The organism is Nitratireductor sp. GZWM139, from assembly GCF_030068685.1.
GTDB lineage: Bacteria > Pseudomonadota > Alphaproteobacteria > Rhizobiales > Rhizobiaceae > Nitratireductor > Nitratireductor aquimarinus.
This window is the reverse complement of sequence record NZ_JAMQML010000006.1, coordinates 122,126-144,089: the sequence shown is the minus strand read 5'-3', so window position 1 is coordinate 144,089 and position 21,964 is coordinate 122,126. Positions and strand designations below refer to the sequence as shown.

General features: G+C 61.5%; 25 protein-coding genes. 18 read left to right on the top strand and 7 right to left on the bottom strand.

All coding sequences use genetic code 11. From position 1 onward, the window contains the following. Nucleotides 1-32: 32 nt before the first annotated feature. Entirely contained in the window at nucleotides 33-1,964 is a 1,932-nt protein-coding gene (locus NDI72_RS09365) for a beta-N-acetylhexosaminidase (RefSeq protein WP_283800313.1), read from the top strand. A gap of 52 nt (nucleotides 1,965-2,016) precedes the next feature. Here NDI72_RS09365 and NDI72_RS09360 read toward each other — a convergent pair whose 3' ends face one another. The 5 genes from NDI72_RS09360 to NDI72_RS09340 are packed head-to-tail and all read right to left on the bottom strand — an operon-like array spanning nucleotide 2,017 to nucleotide 6,045. Continuing rightward, nucleotides 2,017-2,517, bottom strand: a complete 501-nt coding sequence (locus NDI72_RS09360; protein ID WP_113153894.1) for a GAF domain-containing protein — start codon at nucleotides 2,515-2,517, stop codon at nucleotides 2,017-2,019. Nucleotides 2,518-2,529: 12 nt separating this feature from the next. Then, nucleotides 2,530-3,282 carry an ABC transporter ATP-binding protein gene (locus NDI72_RS09355; RefSeq protein WP_206544414.1) on the bottom strand — a complete coding sequence of 251 codons (753 nt, stop codon included), beginning with the start codon at nucleotides 3,280-3,282 and terminating at the stop codon, nucleotides 2,530-2,532. Then, entirely contained in the window at nucleotides 3,279-4,124 is an 846-nt protein-coding gene (locus NDI72_RS09350; protein WP_113153892.1) for an ABC transporter ATP-binding protein, read from the bottom strand. Before NDI72_RS09350 ends, NDI72_RS09355 begins: the two co-directional genes overlap by 4 nt. Further along, nucleotides 4,121-5,017, bottom strand: a complete 897-nt coding sequence (locus tag NDI72_RS09345) for an ABC transporter permease (RefSeq protein WP_065817307.1) — start codon at nucleotides 5,015-5,017, stop codon at nucleotides 4,121-4,123. Before NDI72_RS09345 ends, NDI72_RS09350 begins: the two co-directional genes overlap by 4 nt. After that, nucleotides 5,014-6,045 carry an ABC transporter permease gene (locus NDI72_RS09340; RefSeq protein ID WP_224873387.1) on the bottom strand — a complete coding sequence of 344 codons (1,032 nt, stop codon included), beginning with the start codon at nucleotides 6,043-6,045 and terminating at the stop codon, nucleotides 5,014-5,016. Before NDI72_RS09340 ends, NDI72_RS09345 begins: the two co-directional genes overlap by 4 nt. A gap of 278 nt (nucleotides 6,046-6,323) precedes the next feature. Between NDI72_RS09340 and NDI72_RS09335 the strand changes: the two genes are divergently transcribed. The 8 genes from NDI72_RS09335 to NDI72_RS09300 all read left to right on the top strand — a co-directional run bounded on the left by NDI72_RS09335 (nucleotide 6,324) and on the right by NDI72_RS09300 (nucleotide 14,577). Then, a complete protein-coding gene (locus tag NDI72_RS09335) occupies nucleotides 6,324-7,013 on the top strand; it encodes a helix-turn-helix domain-containing protein (protein ID WP_206544413.1) in 690 nt (229 codons plus the stop codon). Nucleotides 7,014-7,033: 20 nt separating this feature from the next. Beyond that, nucleotides 7,034-8,620, top strand: a complete 1,587-nt coding sequence (locus tag NDI72_RS09330; RefSeq protein WP_206544412.1) for an ABC transporter substrate-binding protein — start codon at nucleotides 7,034-7,036, stop codon at nucleotides 8,618-8,620. 84 nt (nucleotides 8,621-8,704) lie between these two features. Then, nucleotides 8,705-9,802: a M24 family metallopeptidase gene (locus NDI72_RS09325; RefSeq protein ID WP_206544411.1), complete on the top strand. Its 1,098-nt coding sequence runs from the start codon at nucleotides 8,705-8,707 to the stop codon at nucleotides 9,800-9,802. A gap of 137 nt (nucleotides 9,803-9,939) precedes the next feature. After that, nucleotides 9,940-10,701: a 7-cyano-7-deazaguanine synthase QueC gene (gene queC, locus NDI72_RS09320; protein WP_283800308.1), complete on the top strand. Its 762-nt coding sequence runs from the start codon at nucleotides 9,940-9,942 to the stop codon at nucleotides 10,699-10,701. Beyond that, entirely contained in the window at nucleotides 10,694-11,050 is a 357-nt protein-coding gene (gene queD / locus NDI72_RS09315; RefSeq protein ID WP_113153887.1) for a 6-carboxytetrahydropterin synthase QueD, read from the top strand. Before queC ends, queD begins: the two co-directional genes overlap by 8 nt. Next, on the top strand, nucleotides 11,047-11,778 hold the full coding sequence (gene queE / locus NDI72_RS09310; protein WP_283800306.1) for a 7-carboxy-7-deazaguanine synthase QueE: 732 nt from the start codon (nucleotides 11,047-11,049) through the stop codon (nucleotides 11,776-11,778). The genes queD and queE overlap by 4 nt, the downstream gene beginning before the upstream one ends. Nucleotides 11,779-11,793: 15 nt before the next feature. Further along, nucleotides 11,794-12,261 carry a preQ(1) synthase gene (queF, locus tag NDI72_RS09305; RefSeq protein WP_206553532.1) on the top strand — a complete coding sequence of 156 codons (468 nt, stop codon included), beginning with the start codon at nucleotides 11,794-11,796 and terminating at the stop codon, nucleotides 12,259-12,261. Between the two features lie 216 nt (nucleotides 12,262-12,477). Beyond that, nucleotides 12,478-14,577: a flagellar hook protein FlgE gene (locus NDI72_RS09300; protein WP_349632268.1), complete on the top strand. Its 2,100-nt coding sequence runs from the start codon at nucleotides 12,478-12,480 to the stop codon at nucleotides 14,575-14,577. 16 nt (nucleotides 14,578-14,593) lie between these two features. Here NDI72_RS09300 and NDI72_RS09295 read toward each other — a convergent pair whose 3' ends face one another. Beyond that, nucleotides 14,594-15,694 (bottom strand): glycosyltransferase family 8 protein, encoded by a 1,101-nt coding sequence (locus NDI72_RS09295; protein WP_283800305.1) that lies wholly within the window; start codon nucleotides 15,692-15,694, stop codon nucleotides 14,594-14,596. Nucleotides 15,695-15,728: 34 nt separating this feature from the next. Further along, on the bottom strand, nucleotides 15,729-16,547 hold the full coding sequence (locus NDI72_RS09290; RefSeq protein WP_283800304.1) for an FkbM family methyltransferase: 819 nt from the start codon (nucleotides 16,545-16,547) through the stop codon (nucleotides 15,729-15,731). Nucleotides 16,548-16,748: 201 nt separating this feature from the next. On the opposite strand from NDI72_RS09290, the gene NDI72_RS09285 reads away from it, so the two are divergent. The 9 genes from NDI72_RS09285 (at nucleotide 16,749) to NDI72_RS22070 (ending at nucleotide 21,812) form a co-directional block, all read left to right on the top strand. Beyond that, nucleotides 16,749-17,279 (top strand): MarR family winged helix-turn-helix transcriptional regulator, encoded by a 531-nt coding sequence (locus NDI72_RS09285; protein ID WP_283800391.1) that lies wholly within the window; start codon nucleotides 16,749-16,751, stop codon nucleotides 17,277-17,279. Next, nucleotides 17,276-18,058: a DNA alkylation repair protein gene (locus tag NDI72_RS09280; RefSeq protein WP_283800303.1), complete on the top strand. Its 783-nt coding sequence runs from the start codon at nucleotides 17,276-17,278 to the stop codon at nucleotides 18,056-18,058. The genes NDI72_RS09285 and NDI72_RS09280 overlap by 4 nt, the downstream gene beginning before the upstream one ends. Before the next feature lie 14 nt (nucleotides 18,059-18,072). Further along, complete coding sequence (locus NDI72_RS09275; protein WP_206994389.1) at nucleotides 18,073-18,420, top strand: DUF6616 family protein; 348 nt, start codon at nucleotides 18,073-18,075, stop codon at nucleotides 18,418-18,420. Between the two features lie 96 nt (nucleotides 18,421-18,516). Next, on the top strand, nucleotides 18,517-18,999 hold the full coding sequence (locus NDI72_RS09270) for a hypothetical protein (RefSeq protein WP_283800301.1): 483 nt from the start codon (nucleotides 18,517-18,519) through the stop codon (nucleotides 18,997-18,999). Nucleotides 19,000-19,251: 252 nt separating this feature from the next. Continuing rightward, the gene (locus tag NDI72_RS09265) at nucleotides 19,252-20,439 is read left to right on the top strand and encodes a tyrosine-type recombinase/integrase (RefSeq protein WP_283800300.1); all 1,188 of its coding nucleotides are present in this window, start codon (nucleotides 19,252-19,254) and stop codon (nucleotides 20,437-20,439) included. A gap of 7 nt (nucleotides 20,440-20,446) precedes the next feature. Next, nucleotides 20,447-20,911 (top strand): hypothetical protein, encoded by a 465-nt coding sequence (locus NDI72_RS09260; RefSeq protein WP_283800299.1) that lies wholly within the window; start codon nucleotides 20,447-20,449, stop codon nucleotides 20,909-20,911. Between the two features lie 75 nt (nucleotides 20,912-20,986). Further along, entirely contained in the window at nucleotides 20,987-21,211 is a 225-nt protein-coding gene (locus NDI72_RS09255) for a helix-turn-helix domain-containing protein (RefSeq protein ID WP_283800298.1), read from the top strand. Next, on the top strand, nucleotides 21,208-21,522 hold the full coding sequence (locus tag NDI72_RS09250; RefSeq protein ID WP_283800297.1) for a hypothetical protein: 315 nt from the start codon (nucleotides 21,208-21,210) through the stop codon (nucleotides 21,520-21,522). Before NDI72_RS09255 ends, NDI72_RS09250 begins: the two co-directional genes overlap by 4 nt. Then, a complete protein-coding gene (locus NDI72_RS22070) occupies nucleotides 21,519-21,812 on the top strand; it encodes a winged helix domain-containing protein (RefSeq protein ID WP_502888385.1) in 294 nt (97 codons plus the stop codon). Before NDI72_RS09250 ends, NDI72_RS22070 begins: the two co-directional genes overlap by 4 nt. The last annotated feature ends 152 nt before the right edge of the window (nucleotides 21,813-21,964 follow it).

Below are 21,964 nucleotides of genomic sequence, written 5' to 3'. Positions count from 1 at the left end.
AATCCACGCATTCTTTTTCGGGAGGAACACCGATGCCGAACAGCCATGCCTGCCGCCTGCTGACCAATTGGGACGCAGAGCGCCGCGTGATCGAGCTGAAGCTCGAAATGACCGAAGGCGCGCCCATCAGCGGCGCGCAGCTCGCCACCACCTCGCTCTTCCGCATTCATCCCGATTGCGAGATCGAGGGGGCGACGCTTGCCGACCAGCTTTCCAACTACCACGTGTTCCTCCAGCCGAGCGGCGCAGTGCTTGCGCCGGGCGAAAGCTGGGTCATTCGGGCAGACCGGCTGAGCCATGTGCTGCGCCACTACACCTATGGCCCCAAGAGCGCGCATCTCATTCTGAAAGACGGAACCACCTGCCCCGTGGACGTCGAACCAATGACGCTGAATGGCGTTCCCGGCGAACCGAACTGGGAGAAACTCGAGCCGACCGCGCTGCCGGAAGGGGCGGCCCCCGTCTCCGTCATTCCCGCACCGCTGGACGTACGGGTGGATGGCCGGCGTGACACGGCTGCACCCTTCGTGCTCGCAGCCGGGGCCACGCCGGATGCGCAGAAAGCGTTCTCGGTGGTCAGCGCGCTCGCAGGCCGCCTCTTCGCCGGTGAGGAGGCGCTGTTCGGCCACGACGGCGGACATGTGGTGACGACGACGGCCGGTCCCGATCTGGGCGATGGCGCTTATGCGATCACTTTCAACGCGGAAGACATCGCGCTCAGCGCCGGTGATGAAAACGGCTTCCGCCACGGCCTCATCACGCTGGGACAGATGCTGCGCGGCGCGCGCCAGCGCCCGGACGAGTTCACCCTGCCGGCCAGCGGCGCGATCAGCGACAGGCCGCGTTTCGGCTGGCGCGGCGCGCATCTCGATGTCGCCCGCCAGTTTTATCCGATGCAGGATCTGAACGACTTCCTCGACTGCCTCGCCTGGAACAAGCTGAACCACTTCCACATCCACCTGAACGATGACGAGGCGTGGCGTCTTGAAATTCCGGGCTGGCCCGCGCTGACAGAGCGCACCGCGTTTCGCGGCGGCAACGAAATCCTGCCGCCGCTTCTGGGCACGCCGGCAGAGCGTTCCGGCGGTTTCTACACCGGCGACGACATGCGCGCGCTGGTCGCCCATGGCGCGGGGCTCGGCATCGAGATCATTCCCGAGATCGACATTCCCGGCCATTGCTACTGCGTGCTGCGCGCGCTGCCCCAGCTCTGCGATCCGGGTGAGAACCGCATCTACTATCGCTCGGTGCAGTATTTCCCGAACAACGCGCTCAACCCCGCGGTCGACGCCACCTGGACCTTCCTCGGCGATGTGTTCGACACGCTGGTGGACATCTTCCCGGCACGCTACATCCACGCCGGCGCAGACGAAGTGGCCGAGGGCGCGTGGCTTGAATCCCCGCTCGCCCGCGCACTGGGCGAAAAACTGTTCGGCAAGGTCGAGACCTTCTCGCTGCAGTCCTATTTCCTGAAACGCGTGCAGGAGATGCTGCGCGAACGCGGTCGCGACATCGCCGTATGGGAAGAGGGTGCGCTTGGCGGCGGTCTCGATGTGGACGGCGCGCTGCTTGTCGCATGGAAGGAATCGAAGAGCGGTCGCGCTCTGGCCGAACAGGGCTATCAGGTCGTGCTGGCCCCTGCCGAGCATTACTATCTCGACATTGCCCGTTCGACGGAATGGTGGGAACCCGGCGCAAGCTGGGCCGGAACCGTGACGCTGCGCGACGCCTATGACTATGAGCCGGGCGGCGACTGGCCGGATGCACTGAAAGATCAGCTCGCCGGTGTGCAGACGTGCCTCTGGTCGGAGAACCTGGCGACGCCCGGCCTCTTCGCACATCTGGTCTATCCGCGCATCTCCGCCATGGCCGAGACGGCGTGGTCGGCAAGTGAGCGCAAGGACTTTGACCGGTTCCGGGCGATCCAGGATCTGATGCCCGTTTCACACCGCACGGTGTCGTAAAGAAATTCCGCCCTCATGGTCCGACAGGCTGACCATGAGGGCGGAAACAGTGTCAGCCCTGCAACTGGCGGCTGGCGAGATACGCAGCCTTTGCCGGCACCGAGAGCCAGGCCTTCGCAAGCGCCACGCGCTCGGGCGTGTAGTGATGCTCGACATCGAGGATGTTGACGGTGCCAACCAGCGTATCGCCCAGCACCACCGGCAGGTTGATGACCGAACCGCAGCCGAGTTCACCGATCAGCGTGGCGTCGGGGAACACGGTGTCGATGTCGGCCAGCGTGTTGGCGACGAAGCATTCGCGCTTCTTGTGCACGGTCTCGAACCACCGGTCATAGTGGATCGGCTTGGTGCCGGACACCGGATATTCTTCCGGATGCGAGGTGTAGGAACGGCTTGCCGTTTCCGTCTTCATGTCTGCCGTCATGAAGGTGAACAGCTTCGTGCCGACCACGGCACGCGTCAGCTCCAGCAGCGCATCGAAGGGTGCATCCGGGGTCGTGGCGAGTGAAAGCGCACGGTCGAATTCGGCCAGCGGGCCGGTGTAGTCGGTCATTTTCAGTCTCTGTTATGCGGGTTGGAGCGTGCCGCCACTGGCGGCGTAGAGTTCGCGCGAATAGGGATCGGAAAGCCGACCCGTCTTCAACGCATCCACCTCTGCGATCTCGACAACACGGCCATGACGCATGACCGCCATCCGGTCGCAGAGGAAGGAGACCACGGGCAGGTTGTGGGTCACCATCAGATAGGTGAGCCCCTGCTCGCGGCGAAGCTTCTTCAGGAGGTTGAGGATTTCCGCCTGCACCGACACGTCGAGCGCCGAGGTGGGCTCGTCGAGCAGCATCACACGCGGCTCCAGCATCAGCGCGCGGGCAATCGCCACGCGCTGCCGCTGGCCGCCCGAAAGCTGGTGCGGGAAGCGGAAGCGGAAACGCTGGTCGAGACCGACCGCGTCGAGCATGTCCTTCACGCGCGTGTCGCGTCCGCCGATGCCGTGCACGGCAAGCGGCTCGGCCAGGCAGTCATCCACCGTCTTGCGCGGATGCAGCGATCCGTACGGATCCTGAAACACCATCTGGCAGACTTTTGCGAACGCGCGGTCCGGCGCATGGCCACGCGGCTTTCCAAGCACGGAGATCTTGCCGGTCCAGTCGGGCGCAAGCCCGCTGATCGCCTTCAGGATGGTCGACTTGCCGGAACCCGACTCGCCCACCAGCGCGAAGCTCTCGCCCTCGGACACCGAGAAATTGACATCGAACACCACCGGCGTCTTGCCGTAGCTGATCGACAGGTTTTCGAGATGAATTGCGGCGTTCTTCATGTGCCCGCTCCCGTGGTCCAGGTGCTGCGGTCGAGAACCGGCAGTTCGTCGCGGTCCTCGTTCATGCGCGGCATGGCCGCAAGAAGCCCCCTCGTATAGGGGTGCGTCGCCTTGTGCAGATCGCTGGCCTTGCACGATTCAACGATCTCGCCGCTGTTCATCACGAGAATGCGGTCGCAATAGCGCGAGACGAGGTTCAGATCGTGGCTGATGAGGATCAGCCCCATGCCCTTGCCGGTCACGAGATCGTCGATGATGTCGAGCACCTGCGCCTGCACCGAAACGTCGAGCGCCGAAGTCGGCTCGTCGGCGATCAGAAGGTCGGGCTCGGGGATGAGCATCATGGCGATCATGACGCGCTGGCCCATGCCGCCCGAAACCTCGTGCGGATAGAGGTTCGCCACCCGCTCCGGCTCGTTGATGCGCACGGCTTCCAGCATGGAAAGCACCCGCGCCTTCAGCTCGCTGCGCGGCAGCTTCTTGTGGGTGAGCAGCGCCTCGCCAATCTGCTCGCCGATGGTCATCACCGGGTTCAGCGAGAACTTCGGGTCCTGCATCACCATGGAGATGCGCGCGCCGCGAAGCTCGCGCATCTGCCGTTCGCTCTGCGACAGAAGGTCGATGCCATCGAAGGTCATCCGGTCCGCCGTCACGCGGCCCGGCTTGCGGATGAGCCGCAGGATCGACCGGCCCGTCATCGACTTGCCGGAACCGGATTCGCCGACGATGCCCAGACGCTCGCGGCCAAGCGAGAAGGAAATGCCCTTCACCACGTCGACCGGTCCCCTGGACGTCGGGAAGGTGACTGTCAGGTTTTCGATTTCAAGCAGCGGTGCGCTCATTGCTTTTCTCCCTGCTTGGGATCGAGCACGTCACGCAGACCGTCACCCAGGAAACAGAAGCCGAGGCTGACGAGAATGATCGCGAAGCCCGGCATGGTGGCGACCCACCACTGATCGAGGATGAAGTTGCGCCCGCGCGAGATCATCGCGCCCCATTCGGGAAGCGGCGGCTGCGCGCCGAGGCCGAGGAAGCCGAGGCCGGCGGCGGTGAGGATGATGCCCGCCATGTCGAGCGTCACGCGCACGATGGTCGAGGACGCGCAGAGCGGCAGCACGTGACGCAGGATGACCCGCGTCGCCGAAGCGCCCTGCAGCCTGACCGCCGAGATGAATTCCGAATCCCGGAAGGTGATCGTCTCTGCGCGTGCGATGCGCGCATAGACCGGCCATGCGGTGATGGCGATGGCGATGATGGCGTTTTCGATGCCCGGTCCAAGCGCCGCCACGAAGGCGAGCGCCAGAATGAGCTTCGGCATCGACAGGAAGATATCGGTCACGCCCATCAGGACGCGGTCGACCCAGCCGCCAAAATAACCGGACACCGCACCGACCACGAGGCCGATGGGAGCGGCGATGACGGCCACCATGGTGACGATCAAAAGCGTGATGCGCGCACCGTAGACGACGCGCGAATAGATATCGCGGCCAAGCTCATCCGTGCCCATCCAGTGTTCGGCGGAGGGCGGCATGAGGCGGTTTGCGAGATCCTGCCCAACGGGGGAGTAGGGCGCAATCAGCGGTGCGAAGATCGCCATGACGACCAGCACCAGCACGATCAGCGCGCCGACAACGGCGAGCGGATTGCGTAACAGTGCGGTCCAGACGCGCCATGCGCGGCCCATATTGGCCTGCAGGCGCGAAGTCGGGGAATCGTCGAGAAGCCAGTCAATCATCGGCGTGCCCTCGGGTCGAGGATGCGGTAAAGCACATCGGAAATCTTGTTGATCATGATGAAGACGGCGCCAATCACCAGCGTCGCGCCGAGAACGGCGTTCATGTCGGCGGTCAGAAGCGCGGTCGTAAGATAGTTGCCGATGCCCGGCCACGAGAACACGGTCTCGATCATCACCGAACCTTCCAGCAGCGCTGCATAGGACAGGCCGATCACGGTGATGAGCTGGATGCGGATCGGATAGAACGCATGCCGCCAGATGACGCGGCGCTCGGACACGCCTTTAACCCGCGCGGTCGTCACATATTCCTGCCCGAGCTGGTCGAGCATGAAGGAGCGCGTCATGCGGGCGATATAGGCCAGCGAGAAGAAGCCGAGGATCGACGCCGGCAGCATCAGATGGTCGAGCGCGTTCCAGAAGATATCCCACTCACCGGCGATCACGCTGTCGACCAGATAGAGCCCGGTCACGGGATCGAGCAGGCCGTCATAGAAGATATCGACGCGGCCCGGACCGGCAACCCAGCCAAGCCCAGCATAGAATATCGCCAGACCGACAAGGCCGAGCCAGAAGGCCGGCACCGAATAGCCGAGCAGGCCGAGCACGCGGATCACCTGGTCGATCCAGCTGCCCTGATGCGTGGCGGCGACAACGCCCATGGGCACGCCCAGCACGACGCCGATGATGATGCCGATGGTGGCCATTTCCAGCGTCGCGGGGAAGACGCGCGCCAGATCGTCGACCACCGGACGCCCGGTGGAGATCGACATGCCGAGATCGCCCGTCAGAACGTCGCCCACATAGGCGAAGAACTGCACAATGAGCGGCCGGTCGAGCCCCATGGCCTGACGCGCCGCCTCATAGACTTCCTGTGTCGCCCGGTCGCCAACGACCGAGAGCACTGGATCGATCGGCACGACACGACCGATGAAGAAGGTGATGGCCAGAAGGCCGAGAAAAGTGCCGGCGACGACGACGGCGAAACGCAGGACGCTCGCAACGCCTTCCCAGGCACGGCCGGCCAGCATGCTCAAACGCGCGCTGGCAGCCCCTGTGGATGGTTCAAATGCCATGGCTTGTTTGCTCTCTGGCCGCTGTTTTTGTTGATGGACGCCCCAAACGCGCCTCCTGTCCCTTGGCTGGCCGGCAGGCCTGCCGTGAGACAAACCAGACGCCAACGTCTTGTTTTCATGCAACTTTGGGGCGCTCAAGCTCGTCCCGCGCCCTGCCAAGTCAGTCAAAAAAGTGCTTGGATCATACAAAAAAATCTGATTACATCAAAAAAATTTTTGTGGGGGAAAAATCTTTGAGCAGCCCGACGGTCCGCGCCACACCCGAAGTCGACACCAGGATTGGTGTGCTTATTCGTGCACGCCGCCGCCAGCTCGGCCTCACGCTTCAGCAGCTTGGCAAGGCGGCCGGTCTTTCCGTTGGGTATCTGAGCCAGGTGGAGCGCGACAACGCCACGCCGACGCTCGGTTCGCTTGCCGGCATTGCCCGCGCGCTTGGCGTCGGCCTCGACTATTTCGTCTCCCAGCCCCGCGCCGAAGACGGCCTGACGCGGGCCGAAAGCCGCCCGCAGTTTTCCATCGCCGGATCGCCCATCGTCTATGAGCGGCTCGGGACCGAGTTTCCCGGCAGCCAGCTTTCTTCCTTCCTGCTCACCGTACCGCCCGGCTACGCCTCGGAGACGGTGAGCCATGAGGGCGAAGAGATGATCTACGTCCTCGAAGGCTCCATCACCCAGTATCTCGATGGCGAAGAGATGGAGATGAAGGCCGGCGACAGCCTGCATTACCGGGGCAACACCCCGCACGCCTGGAAGAACGGCACCGACAGTCCCGCACGCCTGTTGTGGACCGGCACGCTGACCGTGTTCGGCGCCAATGGCCAGGCGACCAACCGCATTGAACTGGTATCTCCGGACAAGGGCAGCCCCAAAGGCTCCCGGTCGGGAACCGGTTCGTCAACCAGCAAGACCAAGAGCAATTCCTGATCCATAAGGAGGAGAAAACAATGAAGCTCTTCAAAACGGCGCTCCTTGCCGCCGCTCTCACCATGCCGCTGTCGCAGCATGTGCTCGCAGCCACGCCGGACAATGTTCTGGTCGTCGCGCAGAACATCGACGACATCGTCGCCATCGATCCGGCGCAGGCCTACGAGTTCTCGTCGGGCGAGCTGGTCACCAACATCTATGACCGTCTCGTGCAGTACGACGCCGAAGACCCGACGGTGCTCGCTCCGGGCCTCGCAGCCGAGTGGGAAGCCGATCCGGAAGCCAAGACGATCACCTTCACCATGCGCGACGGCGCGACCTTCCATTCGGGCAATCCGGTCCGCGCGGAAGACGTGGCGTTCTCGTTCGCCCGCGTCATCAAGCTGAACCTGACCCCGGCCTTCATTCTCACCCAGCTCGGCTGGACGCCGGAGAATGTCGACGCGATGGTCACCGCCGATGGCGACAAGGTCGTCGTGAAATATGAGGGCGACTTCTCCCCCGCCTTCGTGCTCAACGTTCTGGCCGCCCGCCCTGCCTCCGTCGTCGATGAAAAGACGGTCATGGAGCATGAAGAAAACGGCGACATGGGCAACAAGTGGCTCAACGCGAACTCCGCCGGTTCCGGCCCGTTCAAGCTGACCGCCTACCGCCCGGGCGAGCTGGTGCGCATGGGCGCCAACGCCGACTACTTCAAGGGTGCGCCGAAGGTCGAGAACGTCATCATCCGTCACGTGGCGGAAGCAGCGACCCAGCAGCTTCTCCTGCAGTCGGGCGACGTGGACATGGCCCGCAACCTGACGCCGGACCAGATCAACGGCATCAAGGCCGACAACATCAAGGTCGAGACCTACCCGCAGGCCGCCGTGCACTTCGTGTCCTTCAACCAGAAGACCGAAGCGCTGCAGCCGGAAGCCGTCTGGGAGGCCGCGCGCTACCTCGTGAACTATGAGGGCATGGCCGACAGCTTCCTCAAGGGACAGATGGAAATCCACCAGGCCTTCTGGCCGAAGGGCTTCCCCGGCTCCTATGACGAGACGCCCTACACCTACGATCCGGAAAAGGCGAAGCAGATTCTCGCCGACGCCGGCATTGAAACGCCGATCAAGGTCACGCTCGACGTCATCAACTCGACGCCGTTCACCGACATGGCGCAGTCGCTGCAGGCAAGCTTTGCGGAAGCCGGCATCAACTTCGACATCATCCCCGGCACGGGCTCGCAGGTCATCACCAAGTACCGTGAGCGCAGCCACGAGGCGATGCTGCTCTACTGGGGCCCGGACTTCATGGATCCGCACTCCAACGCGAAGGCCTTCGCCTATAACCGCGACAATTCCGACGACAATTACCAGGCCACCACCACATGGCGGAACGCCTGGGCCGTGCCGACGGAGATGAACGACAAGACCGCTGCCGCCCTGGCCGAATCCGACGCTGACAAGCGCAACGAGATGTATGTCGAGCTGCAGAAGGAAGTGCAGGCCAAGTCGCCGATCGTCATCATGTTCCAGGCTGCCTACCAGGTCGCCATGGACGAGAAGGTGAACGGCTACGTCAACGGCGCCACCTCCGACTTCGTCTACTACCGGCTCGTCACGAAAGACTGACGAACGCCGCACCAATCGAGGCCGCCCCGCCAGCCGGGGCGGCCTCTTTCCTTTGCATAGCGCCATTCTTTTCAGGAGTTTCTGATGTCCAACACCTCCGCCCGGCGGCTTGAGGCACTGCGCCAGCGCATGAGCGAAACCGGCACCGACCTGGTGGCCATCGGCCCGTCCAGCCACATGGTCTACCTTGCCGGCCTCGACCCGCACGGCGACGAACGCCCCGTCATGCTTCTGATCTCGAAGGATCATGCCGGCTTCCTGATGCCCGCGCTCAATGTCGACAGCTCGCGCCAGAAGACCGACCTGCCCTTCTTCCCCTGGCGCGACGATGACGGCCCGGACGCCGCTCTTGCCGGGCTTCTCAAGGCATCGAACCTGCCGGAGACCCCGAGCGTGGTGATCGACGAGACGATGCGCGCCGATTTCGCGCTGCTCCTGCTCGACGCGCTGCCGGGCGCGAAGCGCCGCTTCACCGACGACACGGTCGGCCACCTGCGCGCCCGCAAGGACGAAGACGAGTACAAGCGCCTGAAGGCGAGCGCGGTGCTCAACGACAAGGCCGCCATGGCCGGTTTCGATGCGCTGAAGCCCGGCGTCACCGAGCTGGAAATTTCCGCAGCCATCCGCGACGTCTACAAGGCCGCGGGTGCGGTGCCGGTGTTCACCAGCGTCTGCTTTGCCGGCAATGGCGCATTCCCGCATCACCACACCGGCGACACGAAGCTGAAGGAAGGCGACGCGGTTCTCATCGACACCGGCGGCCGGCTGGACGGCTACCCCTCCGACATGACGCGCGTCGGCTACTACGGAAAGCCCGATGCGGAGTTTGAGAAGGTTTACGCCATCGTCGAGCAGGCGGTTGCCGCGGCTCTTGCCGCTGCAAAGCCCGGCGTCACCGCAAAGACCATCGACAAGGCCGCGCGCGACGTGATCACCGAGGCCGGTTATGGCGATTTTTTCCCCCACCGCACCGGCCACGGGCTCGGCATCGACATTCACGAGCCGCCCTACATGACCGCCACCTCAGAGACGGTTCTGGACGAAGGCATGGTGTTCTCCATCGAGCCCGGCATCTATCTGCCCGGCAAGTTCGGCCTGCGGCTGGAGGAGATCGTCATCATGCGCGCCGACGGTGCGGAGATCCTCTCCGACCTGCCGCGCACCGCGCAGCTGCGCGGATAGAGGCTCACAAAACCAGGCGGCGGTCGGGAAACCGATCGCCGCTTTTCTTTGGGCTGAAGGTCTGATACGCCTCCAGCCGCCGGAGAGTTCCGGCACCGGTCGCAGCCTACCCGGTCATTAAAACAAGGAACCCGATCATGAAAACGCTCGTCGTCTGCTCAGGCGGACTCGATTCCGTTTCCCTTGCCCACAAGGTGGCGCGGGAACAACACCTTATTGGCCTGATCTCCTTCGATTACGGCCAGAGACATCGCAAGGAGCTGGATTTCGCGGCAAAGGCAGCCGCCCGGCTCGGCGTCCCCCACGACCTTCTCGACATTTCCGCCATCGGCCGGCATCTGGCGGGCTCCGCCCTCACCGACGCCATCGACGTGCCGGATGGTCACTATGCCGAGGAGACCATGCGCGTGACGGTGGTGCCCAACCGAAACGCCATCATGCTCACCATCGCCTTCGGCATTGCCGCAGCGCGCGGGGCCGATGCCGTGGCCGCAGCCGTTCATGGCGGCGATCACTTCATCTATCCCGATTGCCGGCCGGGCTTCATCGATGCGTTTCAGGCCATGCAGGACGCTGCGCTCGAAGGCATAGGCGCGGTCAGCCTCTACACGCCCTTCGTGAACGGCACCAAGGGCGACATCGTGCGCGAGGGCGCGCGCGTCGAAACGCCGTTTGCCGAAACCTGGTCCTGCTACAAGGGCGGCGAAAACCATTGCGGGCGCTGCGGCACCTGCGTGGAGCGGCGCGAGGCCTTCCACGAGGCCGGCGTTCCAGACCCCACCCTCTATGACGATCCGGACTTCTGGCTTGCCGCCACCGGCCGGCAGACCACCGCACGACAGGCCACCGCACAACAGGCCACCCCACGACAGCCCACCGGGGAGGCAGACCATGTATAGGGTCAGCAAGGAGTTTCATTTCTCCGCCTCGCACCGCCTGACGAACCTGCCCGACGACCACCCCTGCGCGCGGCTGCACGGGCACAATTACATCGTGGTGGTGGAACTGGCCGGCGAGCGGCTCGACAATCACGGCTTCGTCCGCGACTACCGCGAGCTCAAGCCCCTTAAAGACCATATCGACGACACGCTCGACCACCGGCACCTGAACGAGGTGTTCGGCCATGACGGCGTCACCGCCGAGTTTCTGGCCAAGGCGCTTTTCGACTGGTGCCGGACGCGCTGGAGCGAGGTGACGGCGGTGCGCGTGAGCGAGACGCCCAAGACCTGGGCGGAATACCGCCCATGAGCACGCTGCGCATTGCCGAGATTTTCGGCCCCACGATCCAGGGCGAAGGCGCATTGATCGGCATGCCGACCGTGTTCGTCCGCGCCGGCGGCTGCGACTATCGCTGCCGCTGGTGCGACAGCCTCCACGCCGTCGACAACACCTATCGCCACGACTGGCTGCCGATGCAGAGCCAGGATGTAATGGACCGCATAAGGGACCTCTCCGGCGGCACGCCCGTCATGGTTTCACTGTCCGGCGGCAACCCGGCGATCCAGCCCTTCGAACGGCTGATCGATACGGGCCGCGCCGAGGGCTATCGCTTCGCGCTCGAAACACAGGGCTCCATCGCCCGTGACTGGTTCGCAAAGCTCGACATGCTGGTTCTGAGCCCCAAGCCGCCCTCCTCCGGCGAGACGGTGAACTGGGAGCGTTTCGACGCCTGCATCGCCGCCGCCGGCGATGCGCCCATGGCGATGAAGATCGTCATCTTCGACGAGGCCGATTATCGCTGGGCGCGGCATGTGGCGGACCGCTACCCCGCCCTGCCCCTCTACCTCCAGCCCTGCAACCACACCCCGCCGCCGCCAGAAACCAAGACCGAGACCGAGGACGCCTCCATCGACATGGAAGGCGTTCTGGAGCGCATGCGCTGGCTGGTGGACCGCACCGTTGCCGACCGCTGGTTCTCCCCCCACATCCTGCCGCAGCTTCACGTGCTCCTGTGGGGCAACCGGCGCGGCGTCTGAAAGGAAGCGACCGCAATGACCGACAAGACCATTTACGACAATCTGACCCTTCTCGGCGGCAAGACCGAACTGCCCGCATCCCCCGAAGAAGCCGTGCTCGAACGTGTGCCCAACCCGCAGGAGGATGTGCGCTACGCCGTGCGCTTCACCGCGCCGGAATTCACCTCGCTCTGCCCGCTCACGGGCCAGCCCGACTTCGCCCATCTGGTAATCGACTACGTGCCGGCCGGCTGGCTGGTGGAGAGCAAATCGCTAAAGCTTTATCTCGGCGCGTTTCGCAATCACGGCGCGTTTCACGAAGACTGCACCGTCTCCATAGGCCGCCGCCTCTGCGACCTTCTGGAACCCCACTGGCTGCGCATCGGCGGCTACTGGTATCCGCGCGGCGGCATGCCCATCGACGTGTTCTACCAGACCGGAGAACCGCCAAAGGGCGTGTGGATCCCCGATCAGGGCGTCCCGCCCTACAGGGGGCGTGGCTAGGGAGAGGACCCTAGGTCCTGGCACCAGAGAGAGGAGCGTTCTCTGAACACCTTCTCTCCGTCTGGATACTAGTTCACACGCACCAAGCAAAAACAAAAAACCGACTAAATACATTTAATTTAATCAAGAAATTGGATTTGAATACTTTTTACTGAAAAACAAGAGTAAAGCCTCGCGCAAGCTAACGCCCCTACTCCTCATCTTGATTTTATATAAATGAGGGTTGCCATGAGCCTTTATGGAACGATGCGAACAGCAGTCTCCGGTATGAGCGCACAATCAACGCGCCTTGGAACTGTTGCTGACAACATCGCAAACTCTGGAACTAGTGGCTACAAACGCGCCAGCACCGAGTTTTCATCAATGGTGATGCCCAACACTGGAACCGGTTACACTTCAGGCGGCGTTTCCTCATCCGTCAGATATGCGATCTCCTCTGAAGGCGTGCTGAGCTACACCACCTCGGCCACAGATCTCGCGATCAGCGGGAACGGCTTCTTCGTTGTTTCCGACAAGAATGGCGCGCCAAGCCTAACACGCGCGGGCGCTTTCGTTCCCGATAGCAACGGCTACCTCGTGAACGCCGCCGGTTACAGGCTTATGGGCTATGACTACGCTAATGGCGTTCCAACCCCCACCGCCAACGGTTACGCAGGCCTCGTCCCGGTTTCATTACGGCAGGACGAGCTCATGAGCGCACCATCCACCTATGCAAGGTTCGATCTCAATGTTCCGGCTGAAGCCCAGACCAACGGAACAGCGGTTTCCGGAACACCGCCGTCGGAAAACGGACCATACACCGCCTATTCGTACCGGACGAGTTTTGCCCATGGCGGACCGCTGGGAGGTCTGGCCGGCGACGTCTACTATACCAAAGTCGCGGACAACACCTGGGAAGTCACCGTCTTCGCCAGGGACCAGTCATCACCCGCAGGCTTTCCCTATCCGCTTCCAACACCAGGCCTGACTGCAACCACGACATTGACGATGGACCCGACGACCGGCGCAATCACCGGCGGCAATCCGCTGGTCACGCTCTATCCCGGCGGCGAACCACTCGGCATCGACCTGTCCGGCGTCACACAGAACGCAGCACCTGCGGGAGCGCCAGGTTATCGCCCGCACATGAACCTGGCGTCCAATACTCCGGCAGTCGCCCCGGGCGACCAACGACCATCCGACAACGACCCTGCAAGTATCTTCCATATACGCCAGCAAATGTCCGGCTACACAGGACTTGGCGCCCCCGTAAACATCGATGCCTACTACACCAAGGTCGGCCCCGATACATGGGAAGCCAGCTTCTTCGACAGTGCTCTGGCAGGCCCGCTTGGCTTTCCTTACGGCACAGCCGGCGATCCGCCGCTTGCCACGACGACGCTGGAGTTCGACCCCGTCACCGGCGCACTTGTCTCGGGCTCGCCCGCCAGCATTCCGCTCGGTGGCGGTGACACGTTCGTCATTGATTACACGGACATGGTCTCTCTGGACGACAGCCATCCAGACTGGGACGACGAGCTCGGCTCCATAGCGGTAAACCTCAACCTCTCGCCATTCACGCCGGTTCTTGAGCCCTACATTGCCGGCCTGACGCCCGCCAACAACGCCCCCAACAGCGCTTTCACCAACAAGACATCGTTTGTTGCTTACGACAATCTCGGCGGCGAAGTGCTTCTCGACGTTTATCTGACCAAGGGCCCCGATAATCACTGGGAAGTCACCGTCTTCAACCGGGCCGATGCATCTGCGCATGGTAGCTTCCCTTATGGCGCGCCCGGCAGCGCGCCTCTGGCGACCGGCCTGGTCGAGTTCGATGCAAACTCCGGGCAGTTGATTGATGGTGGCCTGTTGACCGTACCGGTTCCGAACGGGGCTGAACTTACACTCGACATGACCAGCATGACGCGGCTGGCCGCCCCATTCACCGTGCATGACATGAGCGCCAATGGAACGAGCCCCGCCACGGCCAGCGATTACACGATCTCGGATGACGGCATTCTCTACGCCGACTATGGCGAGAACGGCCTTGTGCCTCTTTACCGGCTTGCGCTGGCCACCGTTCAGAGCCCTGACCAGATGTCCGTTCATTCAGGCAACATCTTCCGCCCCAGTGCGGATTCCGGCGACGTACGTCTCGGCTTTGCGGGAGCCGGCGGATATGGCGAAGTGGTTTCTGGCGCACTTGAAAACTCGAATGTCGACCTGGCCGAAGAATTGACGTCCATGATTGAGGCGCAGCGCAGCTATACTGCAAACTCTAAGGTCTTCCAGACAGGCTCCGAACTCATGGACATTCTCGCGAACCTGAAACGCTAGATGGTTCGACACTTCCTCAAGAACCGACGCGCACTGCAAGCAGCGCATCCCTGTCGAGGCGCGTCCTGAAGAAGCGGCCGTCGAAATAGGTCTCGTCGCGGATATCGGGCAGCGCCTTGGCCGCCATGTCGGCGAAGCGCCCTTCGGAAAGGCGCGCGGAAACATAGTCGGCGAACACACCGATGCGGCGCTGCCTTTCGCGCCCCACGCGCCGCTCCTTGCGTGAGGGAAAACCGTGCGCCGCCATCTTTCTGCGCAACCAGAATTTGAAGCGCTGCGGCCCCGTCAGTGTGAGCGGGCGCGCCAGCGCTGCGGCGTCGCAGCCGGCATCTTCCAGAAGCGCATCGTACACATCGATGATGGCTTCATCGATATTGGTCGCGGCGTCGCCCCGGCGGTCGAACCAGGGCTTTTCATACTGACAGAAATGCACGAACACCGGATCAATGGCCGCAAACATGCCGAAACCGAGCACCGACGCCTGAAAATTGAAACGCGGGCTCAGCTCCGTCCATGCGCCATCGAAGAGCCAGGCAAGAAAATCCTGATCGAAACGCTCGGCCTGCGGATATTTTTCAAAATATTCGACAAGCCTGCCGGCAAAGTCATGCTCCCGCCAGCGCTGCGGGTCGATAACCAGAACGCCCGAGTTGAAGCCACGACCGGATGAAATGCCCAGCGTCTCCAGCCAACCCTCCCGGCACAGATTTTCGGCCGTTGGCGGCAGCTCGAAAAGCGTTCCGTAATCTTCCACGGCGGCAAGACCGGACGGCAAAGCCACGTCCCAGAGCGCGTGATCGGGCTTCATGCTCAGGACATCGGCATCGAGATAGATCAGCCGGCTATATTGCTGCAGGCGCGCCGGAGCAAACAGCCGGAGATAAACGATATGCGGCCAGCTGCGGCTGCTCGGCAGCCCTTCCGGAAGACAGGGCATCAACGCGTCGAAATGATAGTGAATACGCCCTTCATGCTCGACCTGCCGTACGGCGGCTGCGGGATCACGCCTTTCGACAAAGACATGCACATCGCAGCCCCAGCTGCGCGCAATATGCAGGGCCTGCGCGCTGGCAATGCAGCACATCCCCTCATCGACGACAAAATAGAAAGCGTTCAAAACCTTGCCTCAGAACGGGCAAGGCTTCCGTTTCCTATCTGAAAAGAAAGTCCACTTGCCGATCAAATTTCGAAATATCGAACTCGGGCATTGAGTTCCAAATAACGCCGTCCTTATGAACGACGGCCCACTCCTTCCAGCACGCAAAAACGTCATTTGAAAGGCGGTTGATAGCCGGCGAATATTCTACGCAGAAGGGCAACCCCGCCATGGAGGGCCATCCGGCAATGGCGTCCCCCTCGAAGCCTTCCACATCCATCCAGACCAGTCCGATCTCGTCCGGCGACACGCCCAGATCGGCCATCACGTCCTCGATGCGCACGACAGGCACATCGACGGCAACGCCGCTGCCGCCATCGTGCAGAAGGCTGCTCGCACCGGTGTTGAGCGTGTTGAGAAAAAGCCGGGCCTCACCGGGCTCCCTGCCGGCCGCCGCTTCCATGATCGTCACCCGGTCGGTCAGATCGTTGATGGCCATGTTGGCCTTGAGGATCCACAGATGTTCCGGGTGCGGCTCAAAGCAGATCGCCCGTTCGAAGCCGCCGAACTTGAGCGCATAGATCGTCTGGGTTCCGATATTCGCACCGACATCGACAAAGATCCCGCGCCGCGCCGCCGCCTCGAAAACCGCCATGGTTTCTTCCCGAAACCAGCCCTTCTCCTGCCGAATGGCTTTTCCGATGCACTGATCGCGAATGCTGACCGCACATCGGTGATCATCGAGCTCGACGATCAGCGCGCCCGCTTCTTCATAAAGATGCCGCTGAAAATACCGCGAACGAATGAGCGGCTTGATGATGCGTTCGTCCCGAAAATTCCGGGCGCTCTTTTCAAGCGTCTTGAGAAAACCCATGGCCTGCATCCCGGATAACCGCGCGGAAACACAACCTTAATGACAGAGCCCGGCGATCACGACAAGCCTCTGGTTGCGGGCCGGATGGAGAGAGCAGGAATTGGTGGATGCCCCACCGAAGACCATGAAACCGAAATCCACGCAAACGCCACCGCCCAAAGATTATTGACTATAATTAGGCACCATATTATATGCCACCATATGAATGAGATGCTTGAACAGAAACACCTGGCGCTGCTGAACGAAGCCGAGCGCCGCGCCACCGCCCCCACGCACAACATCCGCGCATGTTTCGAGCTGCTGACACTGGCCGGCGCGATTGATCGCGACTGCGCCGCCCGGCTCGCGCCGCACCGGCTTTCCGAAAGCAAGTTCGTCCTGCTTTTTCTCCTGCACGACAAGCCCGGGGGGCTTTCGCCGCATGAGCTGGCGGAACGTGCGGGCGTGACCCGCGCAACGATCACCGGACTTCTCGATGGCCTCGAACGCGACGGCTTCATCGCCCGCCGCGGCGGCCTTGATGACCGGCGGAAGGTCGCCGTTATCCTGACCGAAGCAGGACAAAAAATGGCGCGTGACCTGTTCAACGAACACACCGAATGGGTCGCCTCCCTGTTTGAAGGCTTCGCCGACGACGAGCGCAAAACGCTGAACATGCTCCTGCAACGCATCTGGCAAAACCTGGAAGCCGGCAGGCCACACGCAGGCCGGCAAAAGGATGCGCGCGCATGAGCGCGGCCAAGCCCGCAGGGCGCGGCGTCAGGGATATAAGCCCGGATCGCCTCGCCCGCCTCAATGCCGGAGAGGTTGAAGCCGCGACGCTCACCGAGTGTCTCGCCGTCGATTTTGCCGTGCTCATGGGCAATGTCCTGCCGGAAATCGGCGCGGACGCCCTGGCCGAACTGAAACAGGGCGCAGCGCAAGGCATATCAAGACGCATGGCGCTTGCCGCGCAATTGATCCGGCAGGAGCTTGGCGACACCGTATTGGACCGGCTTGGGCAGCACCCTTCGGACACCGCGCGCGGCTGGGCCTGCTTCATGGTCGGCGCGGCCCAAATGCCCCTTCACGACAGGCTTGCGGCGATACGGCCCTATGCCGACGACCGGCATTTCGGCGTGCGGGAATGGTCGTGGATGGCCGTCCGCCCGCATCTCGCCGCCGAACTCGAAAGCGCCATCGCGATGCTGGCCGCGTGGAGCGCAGATCCGTCGGAGCGCGTCCGGCGCTTTGCCTCGGAGGCTATCCGCCCGCGCGGCGTGTGGTGCACGCATATCGGCGCGCTGAAGACACAGCCACAGCTTGGGCTTCCGGTCCTCGAACCGCTTCGAGCGGACCCTTCCGGCTATGTGCAGGACTCGGTTGGCAACTGGCTGAACGACGCCGGAAAAGACCGGCCGGACTGGGTTCAGGCTCTGTGCGCCCGGTGGTCCGCCGAAAGCCCGACACCTGCGACAGCCCGCATCTGCAAGCGCGCCCTTCGCTCTATCAAACCCGATCTCCAACGTTGAACCGGAAGTGAACCATGGCGCACTATCTCGCCGAACTCTACACCCCGAAACCCGCCTGGCTCGACCTTTCCGAGAGCGAACGCCAGCAATTCTTCGCCGGCATCGGCTCGGCCGTTCCGGCCCTGTCCGCCCTCGGCGTGGAGGCTCTTGCACTCGGCAAGGTCGATCAGACCAAACGGCACGCCGCACCACAGACATTCTTCGCCATTTGGCGCTGCCCCGACGATGCGGCGCTCGATGCGCTCATATCCGGCATCGCGCAATCGGGCTGGCACGACTATTTCGACACCATCAACGCCGGCGGCGAAGCCACCGATCTCGCCGGACACCTCACGCAGTTGAGTGAAGCCGCGCAACGATAGCCGGGAATGCTGCTTGAATTTCCCGGTCTAGCAAGGCGGACTTTCCCGTCTTGCCCGCGAATGCGACAGTCGGGAAATTTCAGCTGGAGACTATCCATGAGCGACAAGGAAGTCATCGACAAGCTTCTGGCTGCCGAGCGGTGGGAAGTCGAAAATTTCATCCGGCTCTATCAGGTGCCCGAATTCGACACCGACATTATGATCAATCACCGCTGGAACGCTCTCGACATGCTGGCCCATATGGTGGCCTGGCATGAGAGTTTTGCGCTCAATCTGAGCCTTATTGCACAGGGCCAACCCCCGCGACCGCCTCGCGGAACACTGCGTGAGGTCAACCGTCAGGGCGTTCTGGACCGCAAAGGTCAAAGTCTGAAACAACTGATCGGTCGGTTCCGCAAGGCCCAGAGGTTGATCGAAAACAACATCTACAACGAAGACATAACGCTCATTCCGTATCGCAAACCGGGCTCAAGCTATAGCCGCGCGCAGCATCTTGATGTTGTGAGAGGCCATATTCGCGGCCACTTCTGGGAGGTGATTGACATGTATGTAAAGAACAGTGCGGCAACCTGCGACTGAGGGAGATCAACTTGGATCTGTAGCGAATGGCAGCTTCGGGCGACAACAAGGTCGGCGGAAGCAATTACCGACATTCAAGAGTTATCAGCTGAATATGGCGGAGAGAGAGTCCGCAATACCTCTGTGCTCGATTATCCAACATTGTCTTTCGACACCATGAATTTCAAGGGCTCAGTTGCATTGCCCGATCACCATCATTCATAATCGTCCACACGCATCCCCACTATGAAATGGGGAAGAAAGTAGGGATGAATGGCAAGGACACTCCACAAACTTAGCGACGCAAGAGCAAAGTCGAACAACCTCAAGGCCGGACGTCACAGCGACGGCGGCGGTCTCTATCTCTACGTATCACCAGCAGGCACAAAGTCCTGGGTGTACATGTGGACACGCAACAAGAGACGCAGGGAAATGGGTTTGGGTGCCTACCCGGTCGTCTCATTGGCACGGGCCCGACAAATGGCGGAACAATGCCGCACGAACGTGGCCGAAGGACGCGATCCGATAGCCGTCAAAGCCCGACAGACCGAACCCACATTTGAAGAGTGCGCAGATGAGCTAGTGACTTCGCTGGAAAAATCATGGCGCAACGACAAGCACAAAGCACAATGGCGTATGACTCTGAAAAAGTACTGTAAGCCGATAGCCAACATTCGGGTCTCAAACATCGGGACTGATGAGGTTCTCAGAGTCTTGAAGCCGATTTGGGAAACAAAACCAGAAACAGCCTCTCGCCTGCGAGGCCGAATGGAACGAGTTCTTGATTATGCGAAAGCCAAGGGCTGGCGAACCGGTGAGAACCCCGCCCTTTGGCGCGGTCATCTCAAAAACATCCTACCTCCCCGCCAAAAACTCTCACGCGGCCACCACGCCGCGATGCCATATGTGGATGTTCCGCAGTTCATGCAACGGCTTCGTCAATCGGAGGCGATGGCGGCACGGGCTTTGGAGCTTCTAATTCTCACGGCAGCACGCTCAGGTGAAGTCTACGGTGCCCAGTGGTCGGAAATCGACCTCGACGCCGGAATCTGGACGATTCCTGCGAAACGAATGAAAACAGCGAAAGAGCATCGCGTTCCACTTTCGACATCAGCGCTTGCAATCCTCAACGAACTTTACGAAACACGAATCTCAGACTTCGTCTTTCCCGGACACCGGCCAAATCGTCCGCTGTCTTCCTCAGCCATGGAAATGCTGATGCGCAGGATGAAGATGAACGCCTTCACGGTGCATGGCTTCAGGTCATCATTCCGCGACTGGGCAGGGGATGAAACACCGTTTCCCCGCGAAATCGCAGAAACTGCACTCGCTCACCGCGTTGGCGATGCTACCGAACAGGCATATCGACGAGCCACAGCACTGGCGAAACGAAGGGAGCTGATGCAAGCTTGGTCAGATTACCTACACCCAACGACAGCGCACAGGCCACCGCCTTCGTGAGCCGATCATGACCAAGCTAGATAATGACGTAATTGAGCAAACTGCCCAAGAGTTCGCCAAACTCGCTCTAACAGTGAAGGGGGACCCTGATGTCCTAGAAGCCTTCTATACGAAAGACCTCCTTTTAAGCGGCGAAAGAGCACAGATTATTGAACTTGTGATGACACGACTGACTGAAGGAACAGCATCTCCCGGACTGCAACGCATCGGGGCCGCTTTGTATTTCATGGAGACGCAAACCGGCGTCCGGGGTCGGAAGCCCATAGCACGCCCCCGCAGATGGCTACATATCGGAGAAAGTTACGTTGAACTAAAAAAGGCGCAAACGTGGGATGAGGCGATTCTTACACTCATGTCTGAATTCCATATGGGAAAAACAAGCGTCGAGGAATCCGTTCGATTTTATCTCAAGGTGATGCAACGCGTAAAAGCATTAACTGGCATTGACACGCTCGACGGCCTCGGGAAATAGCCGAAATAATCGAGGTGAATCCCGCGAATCCATGTGAATAATGGGTGACCATCCGCAACAACCATGGATGGTCAAATGTCACACTTCAACGACACCCAGCCTGCTTTCAAAATCGCGCTTACTATCCCTGAAGCCGCCTCAGCAGCAGGCATTTCTCGCAGCCACATCTACAAGCTTCTCAGTGCCGGTACGCTTACGCGCCGCAAAATCGGGAAGCGCACCGTCATCCTGAGGGAAGAGCTTGAATCCTTCGTTCGGGCGCTGCCTACCCAGAAATGGCGCAGCGGGAGGGCGAAATGATGCCGCGCCCCAAGAAATATACGCCCCCGGCGCGCCGTTCGAACGCCAACACGCGAAATCGTAGGAATGACGCGCGTTTTGTCCTGCCCATTGGCGACAAGCTGCGGGTCATCGAATGCCCCAAGAAGCTCCAGTGGATTGTGCAAAAGCGCGCCGGACTCAGGCACGGCACAGCGCGGTGGGACAATCTGAAGTACTTCCGCACCCGGACGGGACTCATCGCTTTCGTCCGTACCCTCAAGGTCGAAATTCACATCAGCACGCGTGAGGCGCTCCTGCGCCTGCCAGAACATCTGGGAGGCGGGACATGAGGACGTGCCGTAGAGTCTCTTTTCAGATCGATACCAGTGGTACAATTCACACCGTCACTGGCCGCGTGGCTTGGGCGCTTCAGAAACTTTTGAGCGCAGGCGAATCTGGGATAATCACAGCAGCGTTTCCCGGCACGCGCTTGAGCGAGTACGTGCGCCTCTTGAGGAGCAAGGGCGTACACATAGAAACCTTGCGGGAAAGGCACGGCGGAGAGTTTCCCGGCACTTACGGGAGGTACGTTTTGCGTTCACGTATCACCGTTGTCTCGAGCCGAGCCACCAATCCTTAGTGGGTGATTCACGCTATCCGCAGCGCCGCACCAGAATTCCAACCCAAGGGAAGCCTTGCCCCAAATGCGGCGGGCGCGCACCAATGAACCAAGCGATGGGCCTGCATTTTTGCCTTCGTTGCGGGCCCTTTCCCCTGAGAAAGAAAGCAACC